We start from the raw sequence: 21,756 nt of genomic DNA on the forward strand, positions 1-21,756 counted from the left end.
TGTGGAAATCATGTGGCTGCCCCCGGCAGGCAGGCGCTCAGGCCCGGCCGGAGGACTTCTGGGTGCGGCGGGAGAGCGAGTCGACGATGACCGCGGCCAGCAGCACGCCGCCGGTGATCATGTACTGGATGTCGAGGGTCAGCCCCAGCATGTAGAGGCCGGAGTTGATCGACTCGATGACCAGGATGCCGAGCAGCGCGGACCAGACGCGTCCGCGTCCGCCGAAGAGGCTGGTGCCGCCGATGACGGCCGCGGCGATGGCCATCATCAGGTTGTTCGGGTCGGCTCCCGCCTGCCCGGCTGCGGACGTGGTGGCGGCGATGGCCAGGCCGCCGAGCGCCGCGAAGGTGCCGGAGATGGCGTAGACCGTGATCCGGACCATCGGCACGCTGATACCGGCGCGACGGCTGGCCTCGATGTTGCCGCCGACCGCGAAGATCTTGCGGCCGTACCGGGTCCGGCGCAGCACGAAGTCGCAGATCACCAACAGGGCAAGGAAGATGACCATCGCGTTCGGCACGCCGCTGGCGCGGTTGAGCACCCACGCGACCAGGAACACCGCGACCGCCAGCATGCCGGTGCGGAGCAGCAGCTCGCTGGTCGGACGGTAGGGGACGCCCGCCGCCCTGCGCCTGCGCTGCTGTCCGAAGAGGGAGAGCGCCATCGCCAGCACGGCGAGCCCGGCCAGCAGGTACGCCCCGGCGGTGTCGCCGTTGAGGAAGAACGAGTTGCCGGAGAGCAGGTGGTTGAGGCCGGTGTCCGGCAGGTTGATGGTGCCCGTCGAGCCGAGCAGCCAGAGCATGACGCCCTGCCAGGCCAGGAAGCCGGCCAGGGTGACCACGAACGCGGGCACGCCGATCCGGGCGAAGATCCACCCCTGGAGCCCGCCGATCGCCATGCCTGCCAACAGAGTCAGCAGCACCGCGACCCACGAGTTGACACCGTGGTTGACCGACAGCACGGCGAACAGCGCGGCGGCCAGGCCGCTGACCGAGCCCACCGAGAGGTCGATCTCGCCGAGCAGCAGGACGAAGACCAGGCCGACCGAGAGCAGGCCGAGCCCGACCATGTAGTACGAGATGTACTCGGCGTTGGAGGCGCTGAAGTACCTGCTGTCCTTGAGGGTGAAGATCAGCCAGATGACGATCAGCCCGACCACGACCGGGATCGAGCCGAGTTCGCCCCCGCGTACCTTGCGGCGGAACTCGTCGAAGTAGCCGCGCAGGCCTTCCTGACGGACCAGCAGCCGCGGGTCGATGGGCTGCGCGACGGCCGGAGGCGGCGTCGGGTCGGCGCGCTCGGCCGCGGCGGACGGGTGCGTCGGGTCGAAGGGCTTCCCAGGATCGGAAGGCGGTGGGAAATCCGTGCTCACATGCCCTCCGGGGTCGGTCCCGAGCCGCGGGCCTGCCGACGGGTGACCGCGTTGTCGGTGGCTCCGGTGATGGCGGCGATGATGGTCTCCTGCGTGGTCTCCCGCACCGGGAAGGTGCCGTTGTTGCGGCCGAGCCGCAGCACCACGACCGTGTCCGCCACCGCCCGGACGTCGACCATGTTGTGGCTGATCAGCAGCACGCCGTGGCCGCGGTCCCGCAGGCGCTCGACCAGGTCGAGCACCTGCGCCGTCTGCTCCACGCCGAGTGCCGCGGTCGGCTCGTCGAGGATGACCACCTTCGGGTCGCCGATCAGCGAGCGGGCGATGGCGACGACCTGACGCTGGCCGCCGGAGAGGCTGGCGACCGGGATGCGGACGCTGGGGATGCGGATCGACAGGGTGTCCAGCAGCTCCTGGGCGCGCTTCTCCATGGCCACCTCGTCGAGGGTGCCGCGCTTGATGAGCTCGCGGCCGAGGAAGAGGTTGGCGACCACGTCGAGGTTGTCGGCCAGCGCCAGGTCCTGGTAGACGGTGGCGATGCCGAGGTGTTGGGCGTCCTGCGGGCGGTGGATCGTGACGGGCCGACCCTCCCACTCGATGTCGCCCTCGTCGATCTGGTGCACCCCGGCGATCATCTTGACCACGGTCGACTTGCCCGCGCCGTTGTCGCCGACGAGGGCGACGACCTCGCCCGGGTGGACTTCCAGTTCGACGTCGGTCAGGGCCTGCACGGCGCCGAAACGCTTGGAGGCGCCGCGCAGGGCCAGGACCGGTTGGTCGTCCCTCACTCGAGGCCCGCCGACTTGCAGGCGGCGGCGTAGGTGGGGGTGCAGATCTGCGCGACGGTCCACAGGCCGTCCTGGACCACGGTGGACTTGATGTTGGACTTGTTCACCAGGACCGGGGTCAGCAGGTCGGACGGGACCGAGTTGCCGGAGCCGTTGGTCTGGGTGGTGGTGGCGGTGGAGCTGACGCTCTGTCCGGTGAGCAGGTCGACGGCCAGCGTGGCGGCGGACTCGGCCTCGGGCTTGTAGGCCTTGTAGATGGTGAAGGACTGGGTGCCGGCCACGATCCGCTGGATCGCGTCGAGCTGCGCGTCCTGGCCGGTCAGCGGGAGGTTGCTGATGCCGGCGTTCTTCATGGAGGTCGCGATACCGGCGGCCATCTCGTCGTTGGCGGAGTAGAAGCCGGCGATGTTGTGGGCGCCGAGCTGGTTGATCGCGGCGGTGGCCTTCTGTGCGGCGACGTCCGGCAGCCACTGGCCCGAGGCGTCGTAGGCGATGTCCAGCTTGCCCTTGACCGCGCCCTGGAAGCCGCTCTTGAACTGGGCGGCGTTCGGGTCGGACTGCGCGCCGTCGATCTCGACGATCTTGGCGGACGGGCTGGCCTTGGAGCCGAGCGCGTTGATGAGGCCGGTGCCCTGCAGCTGGCCGACGTGGACGTTGTCGAAGGAGACGTAGGCGTCCACCGGGCCCTCGGAGAGCCGGTCGTAGGAGACGACCTTGATGCCCTTGGCGTGGGCGGCGTCGACCGACGCCTTGATCTGGGTGGAGTCTTGCGGGTCGACGACGAGGACCTTGACGCCCTCGTTGATCATCGTCTGCACCTGCTGCGCCTGGACCTGCGCGCTGCCGCCCGCGTTGGCGTAGTTGACGGTGACGTTCGGGGCGAGCGCCTTGACCTTGGCCTCGAAGTAGGGCTTGTCGAACTGCTCGTAACGGGTCGTCGTGTTCTCGGGCAGCAGCAGGCCGATGCTCCCGCTGGCCGCGACCGCCGAGCCGCCCGAGCTCGCGGAGGCGGACGAGGACGAGCTGGCGCTCCCCGATGAGCCGCAGGCAGCCGCCGCGAGAACCAGGGAGACGACGGTGGTGGCGGTGGCGGCGCGCTGCAGAGGGTGCTTCATCACGGTGGTGGGCCTTCCTCGACCGGACTGCGGGCGGGAACTACGGGGAGTGAGCTGCGGCTTGAACGTCACGGCATGGCTGTTCAGAAGCTTCGTCCGTGACGAGGGTTCAGCCTCAAAGGATTGAAGTCCCACGATCGCTCTGGACGCGGGGGACACACGGACGGGGCCGTGATGTTCGCCCGAACGGTGGGGCGCATCCGCCGAGTGCCGCGCCGGGCCGGGGAGTGACGGATTTTCGCGACGGGACGTCAGACGCCGGAGGATTTACGGCCGGAGAGCGTTCGCGCCATGGACATTACATGCGCTCGGCCACTAGGTTCCGCTGTGGCCACGCCGTGGTCGACAGTCTGTGCGACCCCCGAGGGGATCACTGTGCGCATACGTACGCTCGGAACGACTCTGCGCTCCTCCCGTTCGTCTGCGGCGCTCTCCCTGGCCGCCCTCACCGCGGTGGGCCTTGCCACCGCCGGACTGAGCACGGCCGCGCAGGCCGCCGCTCCCGCCGCCGCCGCTCCGGCCGCCGTCGCTCCGGTCGGTGCCACGGTCCATGACGTCCACCTCGGCGAGAAGCAGATCAACCGTCACAGTGCCCCGGCGCTCCAGCAGGCGGGCAACCGCAACACGCTGAGCGTGCGGTCCAGCGGCAAACAGGGTGTGGTCTCGCCGACGCCCAAGGTGTACCTGGTCTTCTGGGGCTCTCAGTGGGCGAGCGACCCGGCCGGGGTCGCGCCCGACCTGCGGGCGATGTTCCAGGGCCTGTACGGCTCCGCGGACACGTGGGGCACCATCCTCACCCAGTACTGCGAGGGCGTCGCCAGCGGGACCACCAAATGCGGCACCAGCGGCACGCACGTGACCCACCCGACGTCCAGCCCGCTGGCCGGTGTCTGGTTCGACAACGCGAGTGCCGCTCCGGCCAACGCCACCACCGCGCAGATCGCGGCCGAGGCCGGCAGCGCCGCCGCGCACTTCGGCAACACCACGCAGGCGCCCAACCTGAACGCGCAGTACGTGGTGGTCTCGGCCACCGGAACCCACCCGGACGGCTTCCCGAACTCGGGCTTCTGCGCCTGGCACGACAAGACCTCGTCGAGCTACGGCACCCTCGCCTACACCAACCTCCCGTACGTCCCGGACCTCGGCGCGGGCGCGTGCACGACCTTCACGGACGGGCGGATGCTCTCCGGGATCGAGTCGACCGAGACGCACGAGTACGCGGAGACGGTGACCGACTTCTGGCCGAGCGTCGGCTGGAACGGGCACAACGGGGAGATAGGCGACGAGTGCGAGAACCTCGACGCCTACGTGCCGCTGAGCACGGGCACCTTCGACCTGCAAGGACTCTGGTCGAACGCGGCCAACGCCTGCGTCACCAAGGGCTGAGGCAGGGAAGAAGGGTGAGGCGCCGTCACCAGGCGGCGTCTCAACACCGGCCCTCCGGCACGGGCTTTCCGGGCACGGGCCTTCAGGGCACGGGCACCGGCACGGCGGGAGTGCAGCCGTGGCCGGCGGGTTGGGCGCCGCAGACCTGGAGGGTGGTGCCAGGGGTGCCGGCGTCGACCATCATGGAGTAGTTGTCGTAGCCCCAGTGGACCAACGCGGTCTGGTGGTCACCGGCGGACGTCGTGATGGTCGCGGTGTCACCGCGCGCACCGTCGGTGAGGGCGCCCCAGGCGGCCTTGCAGCGGGCGCTGTAGTGCAGGTAGATGACCATGGCGCCGACGTTCTGGGTGATCAGATCACGTGCGTCGGCGACGCATCCGGTCGACTGCGGGTCCCTGCCCGCGCAGCCCACGCCCAGGCACGTCGGCGGCGCGGACGCGCTGACGGGGATGACGACGGGCGTGCGGTCGGAGCTCGCGGCGGCGTTCGAGGGCGAGGTCGCGGACGTCAGCCAGGCACCGCCGACGGCGCCCAGCAGCGCCGAGACGAGGGCGATCACGACCGTGCGGGCCGCGCTGGTACCGGCGAGCCATCGCCGGAACCCCGACCACCGGGCCCGGACATCGGCAGGTGGGGGAGTCTCGCTGGCCGGCTCGGAAGCAGCATCCTGAAGGCGTTCCTCCGGGGAAGCAGCGGCCTGGGAAGCAGCGGCCTCGGAGCCGGGCTCCTGGGCCGCCAGGGCGAGCAGGGGACGAAGCAGGCGTGCGCGCTCGTCGACGTTGGCGGCCAGGCTCTCCAGGGCCTGCTCGGTGATCACCCGTTTGCCGTTGAACCAGCGCTCCCAGGAGGCCTTGCTGTAGTGGGTGCGTGTCCCGATCTGGGTGAGGGACAGGCCGCTGCGGTCCTTGATCGCGCGGAGTTCCTCGGTCAGGCGGCGGGCGCTTCCGCGCAGGTCCTCGGGTATCGGCCGCCAGTTCGCGCCCACGGTTCTCGTTCTCTCCATTGCTTGGGGGCAGTCAGTCTCCCACAGCGGCGGCGATGGCCCGGAGTGCTGTCGTACCGTCACCGCCCTGGCGGGTGGTGCCCACGGCGCCTGCCAGCCGGCCCAGACCCCGGACGGTGCAGCTCTCCGGCGAGTCCGCGACCCTGACGTCGAGGTCGAGCCGGTCCCGCAGGAGGGTGCTGAGCCAGGCGTCGCGGGCGCAGCCGCCGGTGAGCACGATGCCGTGCTGGGTGATGTCCGCGCTCAGCTCGGTCGGGCAGCGGGCCAGCAGTGCGCCCATGCCGTCGACGAGGACGTCGACCGCGGGGGAGATGGCCCGGTGCACATCCTCCGCGGAGAACGTCGCCAGCAGGGGCGTGCCGAACTCGGTGCGACGGCCTTTGGCCTCCAGCACGCGGGCGGAGGGGTCGCCGTCCCAGGACCCGGCGGCGATCCGCAGCTGCTCGGCGGCGGTCGGGCCGAGGTCCACGCGGTGGTGGCGCCGGGCCCACGCGGCGAGAGCGCGGTCGAAGGTGTTCCCGCCGACGGTGAGCGAGGTGGCGCTGACGAGCTGTCCGAAGGCGAAGACGGCCAGGTCGCTGGTGCCCGCGCCGAGGTCGACGACCATGGTGCCGGTCTCCTGGTCGATCGGCAGGCCCGCTCCGACCGCGGCCGCCAGCGGCGCGGGGAAGGTGAGTGCCTTGGCCGCACCCGCCTGGAGCAGCGCCTGCTCCAGCGCCTTGACGTGGATGCCGCGGCTTTCGACGGTGACCGCGGTGGCGACGGTCGGACGCAGCGAGAACCGGCTGGCGCGGGCCTGGTCCAGGGCCAGCCGGGCGAGGACCCGGGCACCCTCGAAGTCGGTGATGGTGCCGGCGCTGAGCGGGCTGACCGTGGTCATGCCCGGAGGGGTCCGGCCGGTCATCCTCTGGGCGGGCTCGCCGAAGGCGAAGGCGATCCCCCGGTCCAGGTCGAACGCGACCACGGACGGCTCGTCGAAGACGACCCCACCGCGCGACCGCCAGGCCCGCACCCGGGACGTGCCGAGGTCGAGCGCGATCAGACGGTCGGTGACGAGTCGGTCGGTCACCAGTCGGTTCACGTGCATCCCCGCTCCCTGTGTGAAGGCCTGCTGATAGGCAGTCAGATTCTGTGCTCTCTTCCATGCAGCGGCCGGATCGCCGTCGCTGCATCCCGGGGACGCTGAAAGAGGGAGGGCATCCACTCCGGTGGAGTGGATGCGGCCGGGTGGCCCTGCCGGAGTGGTCCTGCCGGAGTGGCACGGCGCAGAGCACGGGCCGATGATCGAGACATGCCCGACGAGCCCCGCCGCTCGCTGGCCGAGCGCGCCTTCGAGCAGTCACCGGTGCCCTGGATGCTGTGCGACGCCACCGGGCGGCTGCTGCGGATCAACGCGCAAATGAGCGAGCTCGGCGGCTGGTCCGACTCCGGCCTCACGGACCAGGACCTGCGCGGACGGCTGCCGTCCGAGCTGCCGCTGCCGCACATCCACCGCTCGGTGCTGGACGAGTCGGAGCGGCTGATCCGCGAGCTCGCCGCGACCGGGGTGCCGATCACGCTGGAGACCTACGCCCCTCGCCCCGGTGAGTCGCGGACCCGCGCCTGTGCCGTCTCGTACACGCCGGTGCGGAACGAGGACGGGAAGTTGGACGCGGTGGCGGTCACCGCCGTCGAGTTCTCCGAGCAGTTCCTCGCGCGTCGGCGGCAGGCGCTGCTCGACGCGGCGGGAGCCCGGATCGGCACCTCACTGGACGTCAGCCGGACCGCTCAGGACCTGGCGGACGTCGTCGTCCCGGGCTTCGCCGACTTCGTCAGCGTCGACCTGCTCGACGACGTCTTCCACGGCGACGAACCGGCGGCGGGGCCACCGACGGGGGACGTGCTGTTGCGTCGCGCCGCGCAGGCGGGCGTTGGTCCGCACCTGGACGGACCCGACGCGGGGGTGGTGGGGGTCGGCGCGCGTGGCGGCTACCCGCCGGGATCGCCTTCGTCACCGAACTGGTCGTCAGCGAGCTGGTGACCAACGCGATCCGCTACGGCCGCCCGCCGGTACGGCTTCGACTGATCCGCGACACGGCGCTGACCTGCGAGGTCTCCGACGCCAGCGGCACCGTGCCGCATCTGCGCCGCGCCCGCTCCTTCGAGGAGGGCGGGCGCGGACTGATGCTGGTGGCCCAGTGCTCGACACGCTGGGGCACCCGGCACTCACCCCAGGGCAAGACCATCTGGGCCGAGCAGGCCCTGCCTACCGGGACAGCTGCCACCGGCACTGCTGCTGCCGCCATTGCTGCTACTGGTACTGCTTCCGCAGCTCCCGCTTGAGCACCTTGTGGCTGGGGCCGAGCGGGAACGCGTCGGTGAACTCGACCCGGCGCGGGTACTTGTGCTTGGCCAGGTGCTCCTTGGACCAGGTGACGATCTCCTCGGCCGTCGGCGCGGGGCTGACGGCCGGGTCCAGGACCAGGACCGCGCAGACCTCCTCGCCGTGCACGTCGTCGGGCAGACCGATGACCGCCGCCTCCGCCACGGCCGGGTGGCGCAGCAGCGTCTCCTCCACCTCGCGCGGGTAGACGTTGAAGCCGCCGCGGATCACCACGTCCTTCTTGCGGTCCACGATGGAGAGAAAGCCGTCGGCGTCCTTGCTGCCCAGGTCGCCGGTGCGGAACCAGCCGTCGACCAGGGCCTGCCGGGTGGCCTCGGGGTTGTCGAGGTAGCCGAGGAAGACGTTGTGCCCGCGCACCACGACCTCGCCCAGCTCGCCGGCGGGCAGCAGCTCGATCCGGTCGTCCAGCTCGGCGCGGGCGATCTCCACGTCCACGCCCCAGACCGGGTGGCCGACCGTCCCGGCCCGGGTGCCCAGGTCGGGGTGGTTGACGGACGCGGTCGGCGAGGTCTCGGAGAGGCCGTAGCCCTCGCAGATGCTGACGCCGAAGGTCGCGTTGAACCGCTCCAGCACGGTGACCGGAAGCGACGCGCCGCCGGAGATGCACAGGTCCAGCCGGGGCAGCCGCGGTTGCGGTGACTGGGGTTCTGACAGCTCCGGTGCGGCCTTCGCCGCCTCCAACAGCGCCAGGTACATCTGCGGCACGCCGTGGAAGTGCGTGACGCCCTCACGGACCATCAGTTCCAGTGCCTGTCCGGCATGGAAGCGCGGCAGCAGTACGAGGGCGGCCCCGGCCCGCCAGGTCGAGTTCATCGACACGGTCTGGCCGAAGGTGTGGAACAGCGGCAGTGCGCCGAGCGCCACGTCGTCCGGGGAGGTGTGGTTGGCGTCGAAGGCGTTGGTCGTCGCGTTCATCACCAGGTTGAGGTGGCTGAGCACCGCGCCCTTGGGCTTGCCGGTGGTGCCGCTGGTGTAGAAGACGACGGCCGGGTCCTCGGCGTCGCGCGCCACGAAGTGCGGCAGCGGGTCGACCGTTGCGGCGAACTCCTCCAACCGGCCCAGCGCGCCCGCCATCGGCGCCTCAGGGCCGACTCCGACCAGCGGCACGCCCGCCTCGGCCGCCGCGACGGCGGCGACCTCGGCGTTGGCGGCGTGGGCGATCAGCAGCCGCGCGCTCGAGTCGCGCAGCACGAAGGCGACCTCCTCGGCCGTCAGCAGCAGGTGCACCGGCACCACGACGCCGCCCGCGGCGAGGATCGCGTAGTACGCGCGGCAGAACTCGGCCACGTTGGGAGCCATCAGTGCCACCCGGTCGCCGGGCTGCACGCCCAGGCGGACCAGTGCGGCGGCCTGGCCCAGCGACTGCTGCCACAACTCGCCGAAGGTGAGCCGGGTCGCGCCCTCGACCAGGGCGAGCTTGCCGGGCCTGCGCCGGGCGTTCTCGGCCAGTACCGAGGCCAGCGACAGGGTGGTCACCGGGCGCCCCCGTTGACGTACAGGGTCTGGCCGCTGACGTAGGAGGCGTCCTCGGAGGCGAGGAAGGCGACCACGGAGGCGATGTCCTCCGGCTGGCCGACGCGGCGCAGCGGGGTGCGCTCGGCGGCCAGCGTCTGGTGCTCCTCGGCGGAGGCGCCGACCCGCTCGGCGGTGGCGGCGGTCATCGAGGTGGCGATGTAGCCGGGGGCGACGGCGTTGACGTTGATGTTGAACGGGCCCAACTCGATGGCCAGCGTGGCGGTCAGGCCCTGGATCCCGGCCTTGGCGGCGGCGTAGTTGGCCTGGCCTCGGTTGCCCAGCGCGGAGCGGGAGGAGAGCGAGACGATCTTGCCGTACTTCTGCGCGCACATGTACGTCTGCGCCACGTGGCTGCAGTTGTAGGCGCTGGTCAGATTGACCGTCAGCACCGCGTCCCAGTCGGTCTTCGGCATCTTGAAGAAGAGGTTGTCGCGGGTGATCCCGGCGTTGTTGACCAGGATGTGGACGGCCCCGAAGTCGGCGACGACCTGTGCGAAGACCGCCTCGACGGCGTCGTAGTCGGCGACGTCGCAGCCGTAGGCGCGGGCGGTGCCGCCCTTGGCCGTGATGGTGTCGACCGTCTGCTGCGCCCGCTCGGGGGTCAGGTCGACGACGGCCACGCTCGCGCCCTCGTCGGCGAGACGCATCGCGGTGGCGGCGCCGATGCCCTGGGCCGCGCCGGTGACGACGGCGACGCGGTCGGTGAAGCGGTTCATGGGTGGGGATCCCTTTCGCTTACTTACGGTTCCGGAGGAAAAGTCTGTGAGGGGGCGGCGCTCAGTCGCGGTCGACCAGCACGGCGGTGCCCTGGCCGACGCCGACGCACATGGTGGCCAGGCCGTGGTGGGCGTCCGTGCGGGACATGCGGTGGAGCAGGGTGGTCAGGATGCGGGCACCGGAGGCGCCCAGCGGGTGGCCGATGGCGATGGCGCCGCCCTGGGGGTTGACCAGCTCCGGGTCGACGCCCAGCTCGCGCACGCACGCCAACGCCTGCGCGGCGAACGCCTCGTTGAACTCGGCCGTCTCGATGGACTCCAAACCGCGTCCGCTGCGCTTCAGCACCCGCTGCACGGCCGGGACCGGGCCGATGCCCATCACGTCGGGGTGGACGCCCGCGCTGGCGCCCATGACGTAGCGGCCCAGCGGCTCGACCCCGAGCTCGGTCAACGCCTCCTCGCTGCAGAGCAGCAGACCGGCCGCGCCGTCGTTCATCGGGGAGGCGTTGCCCGCCGTGACCGTCCCGCCCGCGCGGAACACAGGCTTGAGCGAGGCCAGCTTGGTCAGGCTGGTGTCGGGGCGGATCGACTCGTCCGCGGTGACCGTCGTGCCGTCCGCCAGCGTGACCTCGGCCAACTCGGCGTCGAAATGGCCCGCGTCGCGGGCGGCGGTGGCCAGGGTGTGGCTGCGCAGAGCGAAGGCGTCCTGGTCCTCGCGGCTGACGTTGTACCGGAGGGAGACCTCCTCGGCCGTCTCGCCCATCGACAGGACGCCGTGCAGCTCCTTCATCCTCGGGTTGGTCATGCGCCAGCCGAGCTTGGTGTCGAAGATCTCCTGGCCGTGCGGCAGGGCCTGCTCGGCGCGGGGGAGCACGAACGGGGCGCGGCTCATCGACTCGGAGCCGCCCGCCAGCACGATGTCCGCCTCGCCCGCGGCGATGGCGCGGGCGGCCGTGGTGACCGCCTCCAGGCCGGACGCGCAGAGGCGGTTGAGCGTGGCTCCGGGGACCGACTCCGGGATGCCGGCCAGCAGCACCGCCATGCGGGCGATGTTGCGGTTGTCCTCTCCGGCCTGGTTGGCCGCGCCCCAGTAGACGTCGTCGATCCGGGCCGGATCGAGGGCGGGGACCGCGTCCAGCACTGCACGGACGGCGGTCGCGGCCAGGTCGTCCGGCCGGACGCCGGAGAGCACCCCGCGCAGTCGGCCGATCGGGGTCCGCTTGGCGGCGGCGAAGTAGACAGGGCGCATCGTCGGGCTCCTGAATGCTGTATGGGTGCGGGTATCGGCTGACGGAGAGTCAGAAGGCGTTGACGCCGGTGAGGGCGCGGCCGATGAGGAGCTTCTGGATCTGGCTGGTGCCCTCGTAGAGGGTCATCACGCGGGCGTCGCGGACGTACTTGCCCACCGGGTACTCGTCGATGAAACCGTATCCACCGAAGACCTGGAGGGCGGTGTTGGCGGCCTTGACCGCCGCCTCGGAGGCGTAGAGCTTGGCGACCGAGGACTCCGTCTGGAACGGCAGGCCGCGCTCGATCAGGTCGGCCACCCGCCAGACCAGCAGCCGGGCCGCGTCGAGCTCGACCTTGATGTCGGCGAGCATCTCCTGCACCAGCTGGTGGGCGGCGATCGGCTTGGCGAACTGCTCGCGCTGGGTGGCGTAGGCGACGGCGGCGTCCAGGGAGGCCTGGATGATGCCGACGCAGCCCGCCGCCACCGACATCCGGCCCTTGGCCAGCGCGGACATGGCGACGTTGAAGCCCTTGCCCTCCGGGCCGAGCATGGCGTCGGCGGGGACCCGGACGTCCTCGAAGGCCAGTTCGGCGGTGGGCTGGCCGCGCAGGCCGAGCTTGCCGTGGACGGTCGTACGGGTCAGGCCCGGGGTGTCGGTCGGGACCAGGAAGGCGCTGACGCCTTTGTGGCCCTGCTCCGGGGTGCCGGTGCGGGCGAAGACGAGGGCGACCTCGGCCCAGGTGCCGTTGGTGATGAACATCTTGGCGCCGTTGATGACCCAGTGATCGCCGTCGCGGACGGCCCGGGTGGTGAGGTTGCCCGCGTCGGAGCCGGTGCCGGGCTCGGTGAGGGCGAAGCAGCCCAGCGCCTCGCCCGAGCAGAGGCGCGGCAGCCACTCCTGCTTCTGCTCCTCGCTGCCCCAGTGGTCGACCGACTTGGCGACCAGGCCCAGCGAGACCGAGAGCAGCCCGCGCACGGAGGAGTCGCCGCGGCCGAGCTCCTCGGTGACCAGCACGTACGCCAGGTGGTCGCCGCCGGAGCCGCCGTACTCCTCGGGGATGGTGAGGCCGAGGAAACCGAGGTCCCCCAGCTTCTTCACGATGCCCTGGTCGACCTGTTCGGCCCGGTCCCAGGCGGCGGCGTGCGGCACGATCTCGCGGTTGACGAAGTCGGCCGCCAGCTCGCGTACGGCGGCCTGCTCGTCGGTGAGCTCCAGGTTCACGGCGATTCCCTGCGTTCCCATTAAACTAGCGCTGCAAGTTTTTGGACTGTAACGCGATCGGGCACTCTTAGGGAAGCCCGAACCGCCTCAGCGAGGGAGAACCAGCAGGATGGCCAGGCCGCGCAACCCGCTGCTGAGCCGGGAGCGGATCGTCGTGACCGCGCTGCGGCTCGTCGACGAGGAGGGCCTGGACGCGTTCTCCACCCGCAAGCTCGCCGCCGAGCTCGGCGTCAGCGGCCCGTCGCTCTACAACCACTTCCCGACCAAGGACGCCCTGCTCGACGCGGTCGTGGACCTGGTGGTCGGCGAGGTGGAGCTGGACATGCTCGGCCGCGACCCGTGGCCGGACGCGCTGCGCGAGTGGGCCCGCTCCTACCGGTCGGCGCTGGTCGCACACCCGAACCTGGTGCCCGCACTGGCGCACGGACCGGGACGGCGTCCGCATGCGCTGAAGCTCGCCGACGCGGTCTTCGGCGCGCTCGTCGACGCGGGCTGGCCGCGCGGCGAGGCGACCCGGATCGGCGCGCTGATGCGCTACCTGGTCTTCGGCTCGGCGCTGGGATCGTTCGCCGGCGGCTTCGTGGACGACGCCGGGCTGTACGACGCCGAGGAGTACCCGCACCTGAACCAGGCGCACCTGCTGGCGGAACGCCAGCGTGCCGTCGACGAGGGCGCGTTCGAGCTCGGGCTGGAGGCCCTGCTGCTCGGGCTGCAGGACCGGTTCGCGCGGCTCTGACCAGTGCGCCGGGCGGGGCACGACAGGGCCTACTAGGATCCGGGCATGCTGAAGGCCGATCGTTTCGCCCGGATCCTGGACCATGTCGCGCGGGCCGGCAGTGCCGACGTGCACGAGCTCGCCGAGCTCCTCGACGTCTCCGGGGCCACCATCCGGCGCGACCTGCAGGCGCTGGACGAGCAGGGACTGCTCCGCCGCACCCACGGCGGAGCGGTGACCGGCAGCGTCAACCTGGAGCTGCCGCTGCGGCACCGGGCCGGGGCGCGGCAGGACGAGAAGCACCGGATCGCGCTGGCCGCAGCCGAGTTGGTACCGGACGGCGCGGTGGTCGGGCTGGCGGGCGGCAGCACGGTCACCGAGCTGGCCCGGCTGCTGGCGGAGCGCAGCAGGTCGGCGGAGGGCGGCAAGAGCGCGGAGGGCGGCAGGCTGACCGTGGTCACCAACGCGGTGAACATCGCGGCGGATCTGATCGTCCGTCCGGAGATCCGGCTGGTCGTCATCGGCGGGCAGGCCCGCACGGCCAGTTACGAGCTGGTCGGACCGGCCGCCGACGAGCATCTGGCCCGGTATCGACTGGACATCGCGTTCATCGGCGTCGACGGCCTCAGTGCCGACGCGGGCTGCACCACCCATGACGAGATGGAGGCGCACACCGACCGCGCCTTCCTGCAGGTGGCCTCGCAGGGCGTGGTGCTGGCGGACGCCAGCAAGCTCGGCAAGGCCACCTTCGCCAGCATCTGCCCGCTGCGCGAGATCGACGCCGTGGTCACCGACGCGACCCCGCCCGAGCCCGAGCGCAGCGCGTTGGCCGAGGCTCGGGTGCGGGTGATCACTGCCTGACGTTCGGTCAGTGATTCAGCGACCCGAGCGAATCGGGTGACCCGAGCGAACCGGGTGAATCGGGTGACCCGAGCGAACCGAGCAACCCGAGCAGCCGGGCGACCTCGGCTGCGACCGCGTCACGTCCGGGGGCGAGCCAGCGGCGCGGGTCGACCAGCTTCGGATCGGCGGCGAGGGCGCCGCGGACCGCCTCGGTGAAGAGGCGGTTGAGGTGCGTGGAGACGTTGATCTTCCGCATCCCGGCCGCAGCGGCGGCGACCAGGCTCTCGTCCGGGACGCCGGAGGATCCGTGCAGCACCAGCGGCACCGGGACGGCGGCGTGCAGACGCCCGATCAGCTCCAGGTCCAGGCGGGCGGTCCGGGAGGTCATGGCGTGCTCGCTGCCGACGGCGACGGCGAGCGCGTCCACGCCGGTGCGGGCGACGAACTCGGCCGCCTCCGCCGGATCGGTCCGCACGCCGGGGGCGTGCGCGCCGTCCTTGCCTCCTATCTCACCGAGTTCGGCCTCGACGAAGAGCCCGTTCTGGTGGCACCAGGCGGTCACCTCGGCGGTGGTGCGGAGGTTCTCCGCCCACGGCAGCGTCGAGCCGTCGTACATCACCGAGCCGAAGCCGTGGTCAGCCGCCTCGCGGACCAGGCGCTCGTCGGTGGCGTGGTCGAGGTGGAGCGCGGCCTCGGCGCCGCTCCGCTCGGCCGCGAGGCGCGCGGCGGCGGCGACGGGTGCGAGCGCGCCGTGGTAGCGCACGGCGTTCTCGCTGATCTGCAGCACGACGGACGCCTTGGCCTGCTCGGCACCGGCGAGGATCGCCTCGGCGTGCTCGATCTGGATCACGTTGAAGGCGAAGACGGGTCCGGCGTCGAGGATCCGGCTCAGCGAGACGAGGGGCACGGCGGGGCTCCAGGAGCGATCGGAGGGCGGAGTTGGGCGTAGAGCCGGGCGTCGAAGTCCCCGGCGAGGGGAGCGGCGACGGCTGCGGCCGAGAGCGCGACGGCGTCGGCGAGCGCCTCGGCGGGCGGGGTGTCACGGGCGAGCGCGAGCGCCAGCGCGGCGGAGGCGGCGTCACCCGCGCCGGTGGGGTTGCCGCTGACCGCGCGCGGCGGCGCGACGTGGAGGCGCTCGCCGTTCCAACACGCCGTCAGGCCGTCGGCACCGGCCGACACGACGGCGGCGCGGGCACCGGCGGCGACGAGCGCGGCGGGGAGGTCGGACGCGGCGGGTGGCTCGTGCTCGTAGCCGAGGGCACGGCGGGCTTCCTCGACGTTCGGCTTGGCCAGCGCGGGAGCGGCGGCGAGCGCTGCCCGCAACGCCGGGCCGTCGGCGTCCACGAGCGCGGGCACACCGGCCTCGGCGGCAAGACGGACCAGCTGGGCATAGGCGTCGCCGGGCACGCCCGGCGGCAGACTGCCGGAGAGGACCACCGCGCCCGCGCGGTCCAGGGCGGGCGTGAAGTAGTCGCGGACGAACCGCTGCCACTCCTCGTCGGCGACGACCGGTCCGGGCTCCCACAGGCCCGTCACGTCTCCACCGGACACCACGGCCACGGCGCGGCGGGTCGGTCCGGCGATCGGCGTGAACCGGTGTGGGATGCCCGAGGCGTCCAGGTCGGCGCGGAGCACGGCACCCGTCGCGCCACCGGCCAGGCCGAGCGCGAGGGTCTTCTCGCCGAGGTGGGTGAGCACCCGGGCGGTGTTGACGCCCTTGCCGCCCGCCCGCTCCGCGACCGAGCGGACCCGGTGGGTCGTGCCCGGTCGCAGCGCGTCCACGACGTAGGTGACGTCGAGGGCCGCGTTGAGCGTGACGGTGAGGATCATGCGCGTACTGCCGTTCATGTGAGCACAGCCGATCACGCCAGGACGACGGAGCGGGTCAGGTGCGTCGGGTTGTCGACGTCGCGGCCCAGGCGGTCGGCCAGGGTGACGCCGAGGCGCTGCACCTTGACCAGCTCGGCCAGCGGGTCGTGACGCGGCGTCACCAGGTGTGCCCCGGTGTCCCGGATCTGGTCCCCCAGGCCCTCGGGGAGCGGGCCGAGGCTCCAGACCACGCGGCCGGGGCGGGCGATGCTGATCGGGCCGTGACGGTACTCCATGGCGGGGTACGACTCGGTCCACCAGGCGGCGGTCTCGCGGACCTTGAGGGCCGCCTCGCGGGCCACGCCGTAGCTCCAGCCGCGGCCGAGGAAGCTGACCTGCTCCGCCGTCACCACGGCGTCGGCGAGCGGCTCGTCCACCGCCTCGGCCGCCTGCGCGGGGAGGTGCGCCACGTCCTCGCCGAGGTGCGCGCGGAGCAGCACCATCTGCGAGGTGGGGAACCGGGTCTGGACGACGGAGCGCTCGTCGGCCCAGTCCAGCACCACGAGGTCGTCGGCCAGGTCGGCGACCGGGGTGGCCGGGTCGGCGGTGATCGCGGTGGTGGCCACCTGGCCGCGCAGCGCCTCCAACAGGGCCTGCACCTCGGTTGTGGTGCCGGAGCGGGACAGCGCCAGGACCCGGTCGTAGCGACGCGAGAACCCTGTGCCGAGCGGCGCCTCGGAGGCGGCGAAGGCGTCGGTCTCGCCGCCCGCCTCGCCCGCCGCCTCGCGCAGCGCGGCGTAGGACTGGGCCATGAACCACGAGGTGCCGCAGCCGACCACGGCCACCCGCTCGCCCGGTCGCGGCAGCAGCCCGGAGACCTGCGGCAGCAGGTCGATCGCCCGCTGCCAGCAGTCGGGCTGCGAGGCGATCTCGATCGACGTCTGAGAGCTCACCGGCTGTCCTCCAGGAGTGTCGTATGCCGTCTGCTCATTCTTGCTCAGATAGGCATCCAGATGTGCAGTGATGAGCATAGCGACTCGATGGGCAATGCGAAACGCCCCGTCCGGCCAAAGCCGGACGGGGCGTCGCGTGGGTGTGCCTACTGCTTGACCGTGCCGTACGGCGCGGAGCCGTCGCCGGCCGTGCTGCTCGGAGCGGCCGGGGTGAGCTGCGGGGCCGCCTGCGGAAGCGCGCGCGGTGCGTTGTAACGACCGAGGTCGTCGTGCACGGCGAGCGCGACACGCTCTATGGTCGTGATGCCGTAGTCCATGGTCGACTGGTTGTCCGTCAGCACGACCATCCGGTAGTCCTTGGTCTTGCTGGTGAAGACGCCGATGCTGTGCACCCGCCAGCCGAGCGTGGCGCGCGGCAGCCAGCCGTTCTTGTTGTGGGCGGCGACACCGGCCGGGGTCCCGTACGGGGTGCCCCAGCGCTGGTCGGACTCGACGTGGCCCATCAGGCCCAGCGCGTACGCCTTGCCGGCGGGGGAGAGCACGTCGGTGCGGTCGGTGAAGGCGTCGAGCAGCTTCATCTCGTCGCGCGCGGTGATCTGGGTCAGGCCCCAGTAGCCGCCCTGGCCGAGGTGGGTGCTGGTCATGCCGACCAGGCGCAGGAAGTGGTTCAGCTCGGCCATGCCGAGGCTGTCCCACAGGTTGGTGGCCGCCTGGTTGTCGGAGTTCTCGATCATGGTGCGCAGGTTGCTCACCTCGAACGAGTCCAGGTAACGGTGCTGGTCCTCGGCCCGGCGCAGCAGGGCGCCCATGATGGTCGCCTTGACCACGCTGGCGGAGTCGAAGTGCCAGGTGGAGTGGAGCGCGCAGGAGACGCCCGTCTTCTGGTCCCAGACGTCGAGCGCATAGGTGTCGTAGCGACCGCGCACGGCTGACGCGATGTCACGCGACAGCTTGGCGGCCAGGGCCGGGTGCTTCGCCGAGGTGCAGATCGGCGTGGTCGCCGCTGCGGCGGGCTGGGCCAGTCCCAGAGGGGCCAGCGCGGCCACCGCGGTCGTGCCGAGGCCGACCGCCAGCGCGCGACGGACGCGCGCCCTGAAAGGTGAGACCACTGAGTGGGTCCTTCCGACGTTGGTTGGTGCTGCCTGTGACGATTGTGCGAGTTGACACATCGTCGACTGTGCAGACTTTCCGAACGTCGGCCCGGTTGCTCCGAACGGTGAGCAAAATTCAGGTAACTGACGCCACGGCGTGGCCGCTGTCGCGGGAGATCAGGGCGGCGTAGTGGCCGCTGCGGGTCATCAGCTCGTCGTGGGTGCCGCGTTCGACGATCCGGCCGGCGTCGAGGACGACGATCTGGTCGGCGTCGTGGATGGTGGACAGGCGGTGGGCGATGGTGACGGTCGTGCGACCGGCGGACAGGGTGTCGAGCGCCTGCTGCACGGCCTGCTCGGTCTGGGTGTCCAGCGCGCTGGTCGCCTCGTCGAGCACCAGGACGGGCGGGTTGCGCAGAATCGTCCGCGCGATCGCCAGGCGCTGCTTCTCGCCGCCGGAGAAGCGGTAGCCGCGCTCGCCGACCAGGGTGTCGTAGCCGTCGGGAAGCGAGGCGATGTGGTCGTGGATCTGCGCGGCCCTGGCGGCCGCGTGCAGTTCCGCGTCGGTGGCGTCGGGCTTGGCGAAGCGCAGGTTCTCGGCGACCGAGGCGTGGAAGAGGTAGGTCTCCTGCGAGACCACGCCGACCGCGTCCGACAGCGCCGCGAAGCTGAGGTCGCGCACGTCGACGCCGTCGATGGTGACCCGGCCCTCGGTCACGTCGTAGAGCCGGGGGACCAGGTAGCTGAGCGAGGTCTTGCCGGAGCCGGTCTCGCCGACGACGGCGAGCGAGCCGCCCGGCGGCACGGTCAGCTCGATGTCCTGCAGCGTCGGCCGCGCCTGACGGTCCTCGTAGCGGAAGCCGACGCCCTCGAACCGGATCTCGCCGCGGACGCGTCCGGCGGGCGTGACCGCGTCGTCCTTCTCGGTGATGTCGGGGACCAGGTCGAGGTACTCGAAGATGCGCTGGAACAGCGCGAGCGAGACCTGGACGGCCACGCCGGTCTGCAGCAGCTGCACGGTCGGCCGGAACAGGCTCTGCTGCAACGTGGTGAAGGCGACCAGCGTGCCCAGCGAGACGGCGGTGCCGTGCGGGCCGGCGGTCAGCCCGGCCGCCCAGTAGATGACGGCGGGCATCGCGGCCATGACGATCTGGATGGTCGACTGCCGCCAGCGCCCGGCCATGTCGGCCCGCACCTCGAGGTCGGCGAGCGCGGACGACTGATGGGAGAAGTCGTCGCTCAGCGCCCGGGAGCGGCCCATGGTCCGGCCGAGCAGGATGCCGCTGACCGAGAGCGACTCCTGCATGATCGACGAGATCGACGCCATCTGCCGCTGCCGCTCGTTGGCGATCCGGCGGCGCTCGTTGCCGACCCGTCGGCTGATCCAGACGAAGAGCGGCAGCAGCGCCAGCGAGACGATGGTCAGCTGCCAGTCCAGGGCGACCATGGCGATGATGGTGGCGACCACGGTGGTGGCGTTGGAGACCAGCGAGGTCGCGGTCGAGGTGATGGTCGCCTGCATGCCGCCGATGTCGTTGGCGATCCGCGACTGCACCTCGCCGGTGCGGGTGCGGGTGAAGAAGGCCAGCGGCATCCGCTGCAGGTGGGCGTAGACGGCGGTGCGCAGGTCGTGCATGACCTGCTGGCCGACGCTGGTGGAGATGTAGGTCTGCCAGACGTTGAAGACGGAGTTCGCCACGGCGACCGCGATCATGCCGAGGACCAGCACGGACAGCAGCCCGGTCCGCCGCTCGGGGATCGCCACGTCCAGCACGGCCCGCAGCAGGAACGGCGAGGCGACCGAGACCAGCGAGGAAAGGCCGACCAGGAAGGCGACCACCAGCAGTCGCATCCGGTACGGGTGGAACAGCCGGAGTATCCGGCGGAGCTGTCGCGGCGCCCGCTGCGCGCCCGGATCGCGGGGCGGGGGCGTCCAGTCGGGACCGATCTGTTTCATGGGATCGAGCATAGCTCACTATTGCCATTGCTAATAGTGAGTTCGGCTCAGCAATATTCGACTGTGATGGATCGGCGTGCGGCGCAGCTGCGGGTTACTGGTTGGCGGGCGGGAGGCGGTCCATCCACTTCATGGCGTGCATGACGTCCTCGACGGTCAGGCTGTCGGCCGGGCCGACGGGGGCCCAGACGTGGACCGTGCCGGAGGTGGCGAAGGTCAGGTCGAGCTGGATGGTGTCGTGCAGGGCCGGGGTGCGCCGCAGCGCGGTCAGCTCGACGTGGGTGCCGCCGGGGCTCAGGGTCAGCGAGCCGTCGGCCGGGACGGTCAGCCACGGCAGGACGTGCCCGGAGGCGTCCACCAGTTGCGCCGTGGCGGCCCAGGGCGTGGTGATGTCGATCAGCCGGTCCGCCGTGCCGCCGCCGTTGCGCAGGGTCAGGTAGGCGTCCACCGGGCCCGTCGACTTCGTCGGCGGGGCGAGGTAGGGGGAGCTGCACCCCAGCCGCGGCGGGCTGGACGCGGCCGCCGCGGCGCTCGACGTGGGGGCCGAGCGTCCCCACAGCAGCAGGACGAGCGCGAGCACGGCGACCAGCGGGCCCTGGAGCAGGAGCGTGCGCCGTGCGCCGCTCAGCCCGCCGCGTCCGGCCGCCGCCTGCTCCAGCGCGGCGGCCTGTGCCTCAAGGGCTTCGAGCTCGACATCCGCGGCTTCGTCGCTCATCGCGTCCCCAGGTGGCTAGTGGCTGGTAGGGCGACGGCCTAGTAGCCCGACGGCCAGGTCCAGTCCTTGTACGGGGTGACCGTGCCGATGTCGATCTGGATCTTCTCGAGGTTCTTGAACTGGATCGCGCGCGGGTCGCCGGTGTAGACCTTGCCGTCGACGAACACGGTCATGGTGCCCTTGTCGCCGGCGATCTGGCCGTGGTCGAGGGTCTGGCCCCAGACGTCGAAGAAGTTGCCCAGGTTGTACTGCTGCTCGGTGGGCGACTCGACGTGGATGATGCCGCTCTCGTCGTGCGTGTGCAGGAAGTAGAACGCCTTGCCGCCGTCGACGAACGCGGAGCCGTCCTGGGCCTGCTGCAGGCTGAGCGGCGGGACGATGCCGAGGCCGTAGGGGATCGTCATCTGCTTGCCGTTGACGAAGACCTGCAGGTGCGAGTGGATGTGGTAGACCGTCTGTTCCATCGAGTTGCTCTGCACGATGCCGTCGACGGTGCCGCCGTCCGCCTGGTGGGCAGGGGAGGCGAGCAGGTTCGCGCTCTTGTCGATGGAGGGGTCGGTGGCCGCGGCCACGGCGTCCTGCTTGGTCTTCTGCTTGCTGACGCTCTCGTAGGCCCAGAAGCCCCCCGCCACGAGCCCGGCGACCAGGACGACGCCGCCCACCGACATGGCGATGGTGACGGTGCGCTGGCGTCGAGCCTCGGCCGCGCGCTGTGCGGCGATCTTCTCCTGAGCTATTCGGCGACGCTCGGAGTTCGACGGCTTGTTCTGGGTCATCGGTCCTCGGTTGCTGCTCGGCTGATGGGGGGCGCGTAGCGTCCCCGCGCCGTCACGTTAGTGCGCGCGTGGCTAAGCGTTCCGTAAGTCTGCCCACGGAGGGGAGGGCCGAGGTTGGGGAATGTCCGACAAGGACCGAAATAAACAGATCACAGGTTGATAACAG

The 21,756-nt window shown here is 71.5% G+C and carries 20 protein-coding genes and 1 pseudogene; 5 read left to right on the forward strand and 16 right to left on the reverse strand.

Annotation, left to right across the window (positions count from 1 at the left end; translation table 11 throughout):
* Positions 1–37: 37 nt before the first annotated feature.
* The 3 genes from ABH940_RS30050 to ABH940_RS30060 are packed head-to-tail and all read right to left on the reverse strand — an operon-like array spanning position 38 to position 3,275.
* On the reverse strand, positions 38–1,372 hold the full coding sequence (locus ABH940_RS30050) for a sugar ABC transporter permease (protein ID WP_370071810.1): 1,335 nt from the start codon (positions 1,370–1,372) through the stop codon (positions 38–40).
* The gene (locus tag ABH940_RS30055; protein WP_370071811.1) at positions 1,369–2,160 is read right to left on the reverse strand and encodes an ATP-binding cassette domain-containing protein; all 792 of its coding nucleotides are present in this window, start codon (positions 2,158–2,160) and stop codon (positions 1,369–1,371) included. Before ABH940_RS30055 ends, ABH940_RS30050 begins: the two co-directional genes overlap by 4 nt.
* On the reverse strand, positions 2,157–3,275 hold the full coding sequence (locus tag ABH940_RS30060; RefSeq protein WP_370071844.1) for a sugar ABC transporter substrate-binding protein: 1,119 nt from the start codon (positions 3,273–3,275) through the stop codon (positions 2,157–2,159). The genes ABH940_RS30055 and ABH940_RS30060 overlap by 4 nt, the downstream gene beginning before the upstream one ends.
* Positions 3,276–3,650: 375 nt before the next feature.
* On the opposite strand from ABH940_RS30060, the gene ABH940_RS30065 reads away from it, so the two are divergent.
* Positions 3,651–4,661, forward strand: a complete 1,011-nt coding sequence (locus ABH940_RS30065) for a hypothetical protein (RefSeq protein ID WP_370071812.1) — start codon at positions 3,651–3,653, stop codon at positions 4,659–4,661.
* An 82-nt stretch (positions 4,662–4,743) separates the two neighbouring features.
* Here the strand turns inward: ABH940_RS30065 and ABH940_RS30070 are convergent, their stop codons facing one another.
* Positions 4,744–5,646: a DUF2690 domain-containing protein gene (locus ABH940_RS30070; RefSeq protein WP_370071813.1), complete on the reverse strand. Its 903-nt coding sequence runs from the start codon at positions 5,644–5,646 to the stop codon at positions 4,744–4,746.
* A 31-nt stretch (positions 5,647–5,677) separates the two neighbouring features.
* Positions 5,678–6,751, reverse strand: a complete 1,074-nt coding sequence (locus tag ABH940_RS30075) for a rod shape-determining protein (RefSeq protein ID WP_370071814.1) — start codon at positions 6,749–6,751, stop codon at positions 5,678–5,680.
* Positions 6,752–6,955: 204 nt separating this feature from the next.
* Between ABH940_RS30075 and ABH940_RS30080 the strand changes: the two genes are divergently transcribed.
* On the forward strand, positions 6,956–7,684 hold the full coding sequence (locus ABH940_RS30080) for a PAS domain-containing protein (protein ID WP_370106692.1): 729 nt from the start codon (positions 6,956–6,958) through the stop codon (positions 7,682–7,684).
* Positions 7,648–7,986: pseudogene (locus tag ABH940_RS30085) on the forward strand (ATP-binding protein); the annotation flags it as partial. The gene ABH940_RS30080 and the pseudogene ABH940_RS30085, both read left to right, overlap by 37 nt.
* Here ABH940_RS30085 and ABH940_RS30090 read toward each other — a convergent pair.
* From ABH940_RS30090 to ABH940_RS30105, 4 genes are all read right to left on the reverse strand, one after another.
* Positions 7,955–9,523, reverse strand: coding sequence for a long-chain fatty acid--CoA ligase (locus ABH940_RS30090; RefSeq protein ID WP_370071816.1), 1,569 nt, complete (start codon positions 9,521–9,523; stop codon positions 7,955–7,957). The pseudogene ABH940_RS30085 and the gene ABH940_RS30090 overlap by 32 nt on opposite strands.
* Positions 9,520–10,278, reverse strand: a complete 759-nt coding sequence (fabG, locus tag ABH940_RS30095; RefSeq protein ID WP_370071817.1) for a 3-oxoacyl-ACP reductase FabG — start codon at positions 10,276–10,278, stop codon at positions 9,520–9,522. Before fabG ends, ABH940_RS30090 begins: the two co-directional genes overlap by 4 nt.
* 61 nt (positions 10,279–10,339) lie before the next feature.
* A complete protein-coding gene (locus tag ABH940_RS30100; RefSeq protein WP_370106693.1) occupies positions 10,340–11,527 on the reverse strand; it encodes an acetyl-CoA C-acyltransferase in 1,188 nt (395 codons plus the stop codon).
* Between the two features lie 49 nt (positions 11,528–11,576).
* Entirely contained in the window at positions 11,577–12,752 is a 1,176-nt protein-coding gene (locus tag ABH940_RS30105) for an acyl-CoA dehydrogenase family protein (RefSeq protein WP_370071819.1), read from the reverse strand.
* Between the two features lie 88 nt (positions 12,753–12,840).
* On the opposite strand from ABH940_RS30105, the gene ABH940_RS30110 reads away from it, so the two are divergent.
* Together ABH940_RS30110 and ABH940_RS30115 are read left to right on the forward strand one after the other, a co-directional pair.
* Positions 12,841–13,467 carry a TetR/AcrR family transcriptional regulator gene (locus tag ABH940_RS30110; protein WP_370071820.1) on the forward strand — a complete coding sequence of 209 codons (627 nt, stop codon included), beginning with the start codon at positions 12,841–12,843 and terminating at the stop codon, positions 13,465–13,467.
* A 45-nt stretch (positions 13,468–13,512) separates the two neighbouring features.
* Positions 13,513–14,307 carry a DeoR/GlpR family DNA-binding transcription regulator gene (locus tag ABH940_RS30115; protein ID WP_370071821.1) on the forward strand — a complete coding sequence of 265 codons (795 nt, stop codon included), beginning with the start codon at positions 13,513–13,515 and terminating at the stop codon, positions 14,305–14,307.
* A 7-nt stretch (positions 14,308–14,314) separates the two neighbouring features.
* Here ABH940_RS30115 and ABH940_RS30120 read toward each other — a convergent pair whose 3' ends face one another.
* From ABH940_RS30120 to ABH940_RS30150, 7 genes are all read right to left on the reverse strand, one after another.
* On the reverse strand, positions 14,315–15,196 hold the full coding sequence (locus tag ABH940_RS30120) for a class II fructose-bisphosphate aldolase (RefSeq protein ID WP_370106694.1): 882 nt from the start codon (positions 15,194–15,196) through the stop codon (positions 14,315–14,317).
* Positions 15,178–16,137 carry a 1-phosphofructokinase family hexose kinase gene (locus tag ABH940_RS30125; protein ID WP_370106696.1) on the reverse strand — a complete coding sequence of 320 codons (960 nt, stop codon included), beginning with the start codon at positions 16,135–16,137 and terminating at the stop codon, positions 15,178–15,180. Before ABH940_RS30125 ends, ABH940_RS30120 begins: the two co-directional genes overlap by 19 nt.
* A 14-nt stretch (positions 16,138–16,151) precedes the next feature.
* Positions 16,152–17,051 (reverse strand): SIS domain-containing protein, encoded by a 900-nt coding sequence (locus tag ABH940_RS30130; protein ID WP_370106698.1) that lies wholly within the window; start codon positions 17,049–17,051, stop codon positions 16,152–16,154.
* Positions 17,052–17,197: 146 nt separating this feature from the next.
* Positions 17,198–18,160, reverse strand: coding sequence for a serine hydrolase (locus ABH940_RS30135; RefSeq protein ID WP_370106699.1), 963 nt, complete (start codon positions 18,158–18,160; stop codon positions 17,198–17,200).
* A gap of 118 nt (positions 18,161–18,278) precedes the next feature.
* A complete protein-coding gene (locus ABH940_RS30140; protein ID WP_370071826.1) occupies positions 18,279–20,099 on the reverse strand; it encodes an ABC transporter ATP-binding protein in 1,821 nt (606 codons plus the stop codon).
* A 94-nt stretch (positions 20,100–20,193) separates the two neighbouring features.
* Positions 20,194–20,814 carry a copper chaperone PCu(A)C gene (locus ABH940_RS30145; RefSeq protein WP_370106700.1) on the reverse strand — a complete coding sequence of 207 codons (621 nt, stop codon included), beginning with the start codon at positions 20,812–20,814 and terminating at the stop codon, positions 20,194–20,196.
* A 38-nt stretch (positions 20,815–20,852) separates the two neighbouring features.
* Positions 20,853–21,590, reverse strand: coding sequence for a hypothetical protein (locus tag ABH940_RS30150; protein ID WP_370106701.1), 738 nt, complete (start codon positions 21,588–21,590; stop codon positions 20,853–20,855).
* Positions 21,591–21,756 lie beyond the last annotated feature (166 nt).

This window comes from Streptacidiphilus sp. BW17 (assembly GCF_041262485.1).
In the GTDB taxonomy this organism is placed as follows: domain Bacteria; phylum Actinomycetota; class Actinomycetes; order Streptomycetales; family Streptomycetaceae; genus Streptacidiphilus.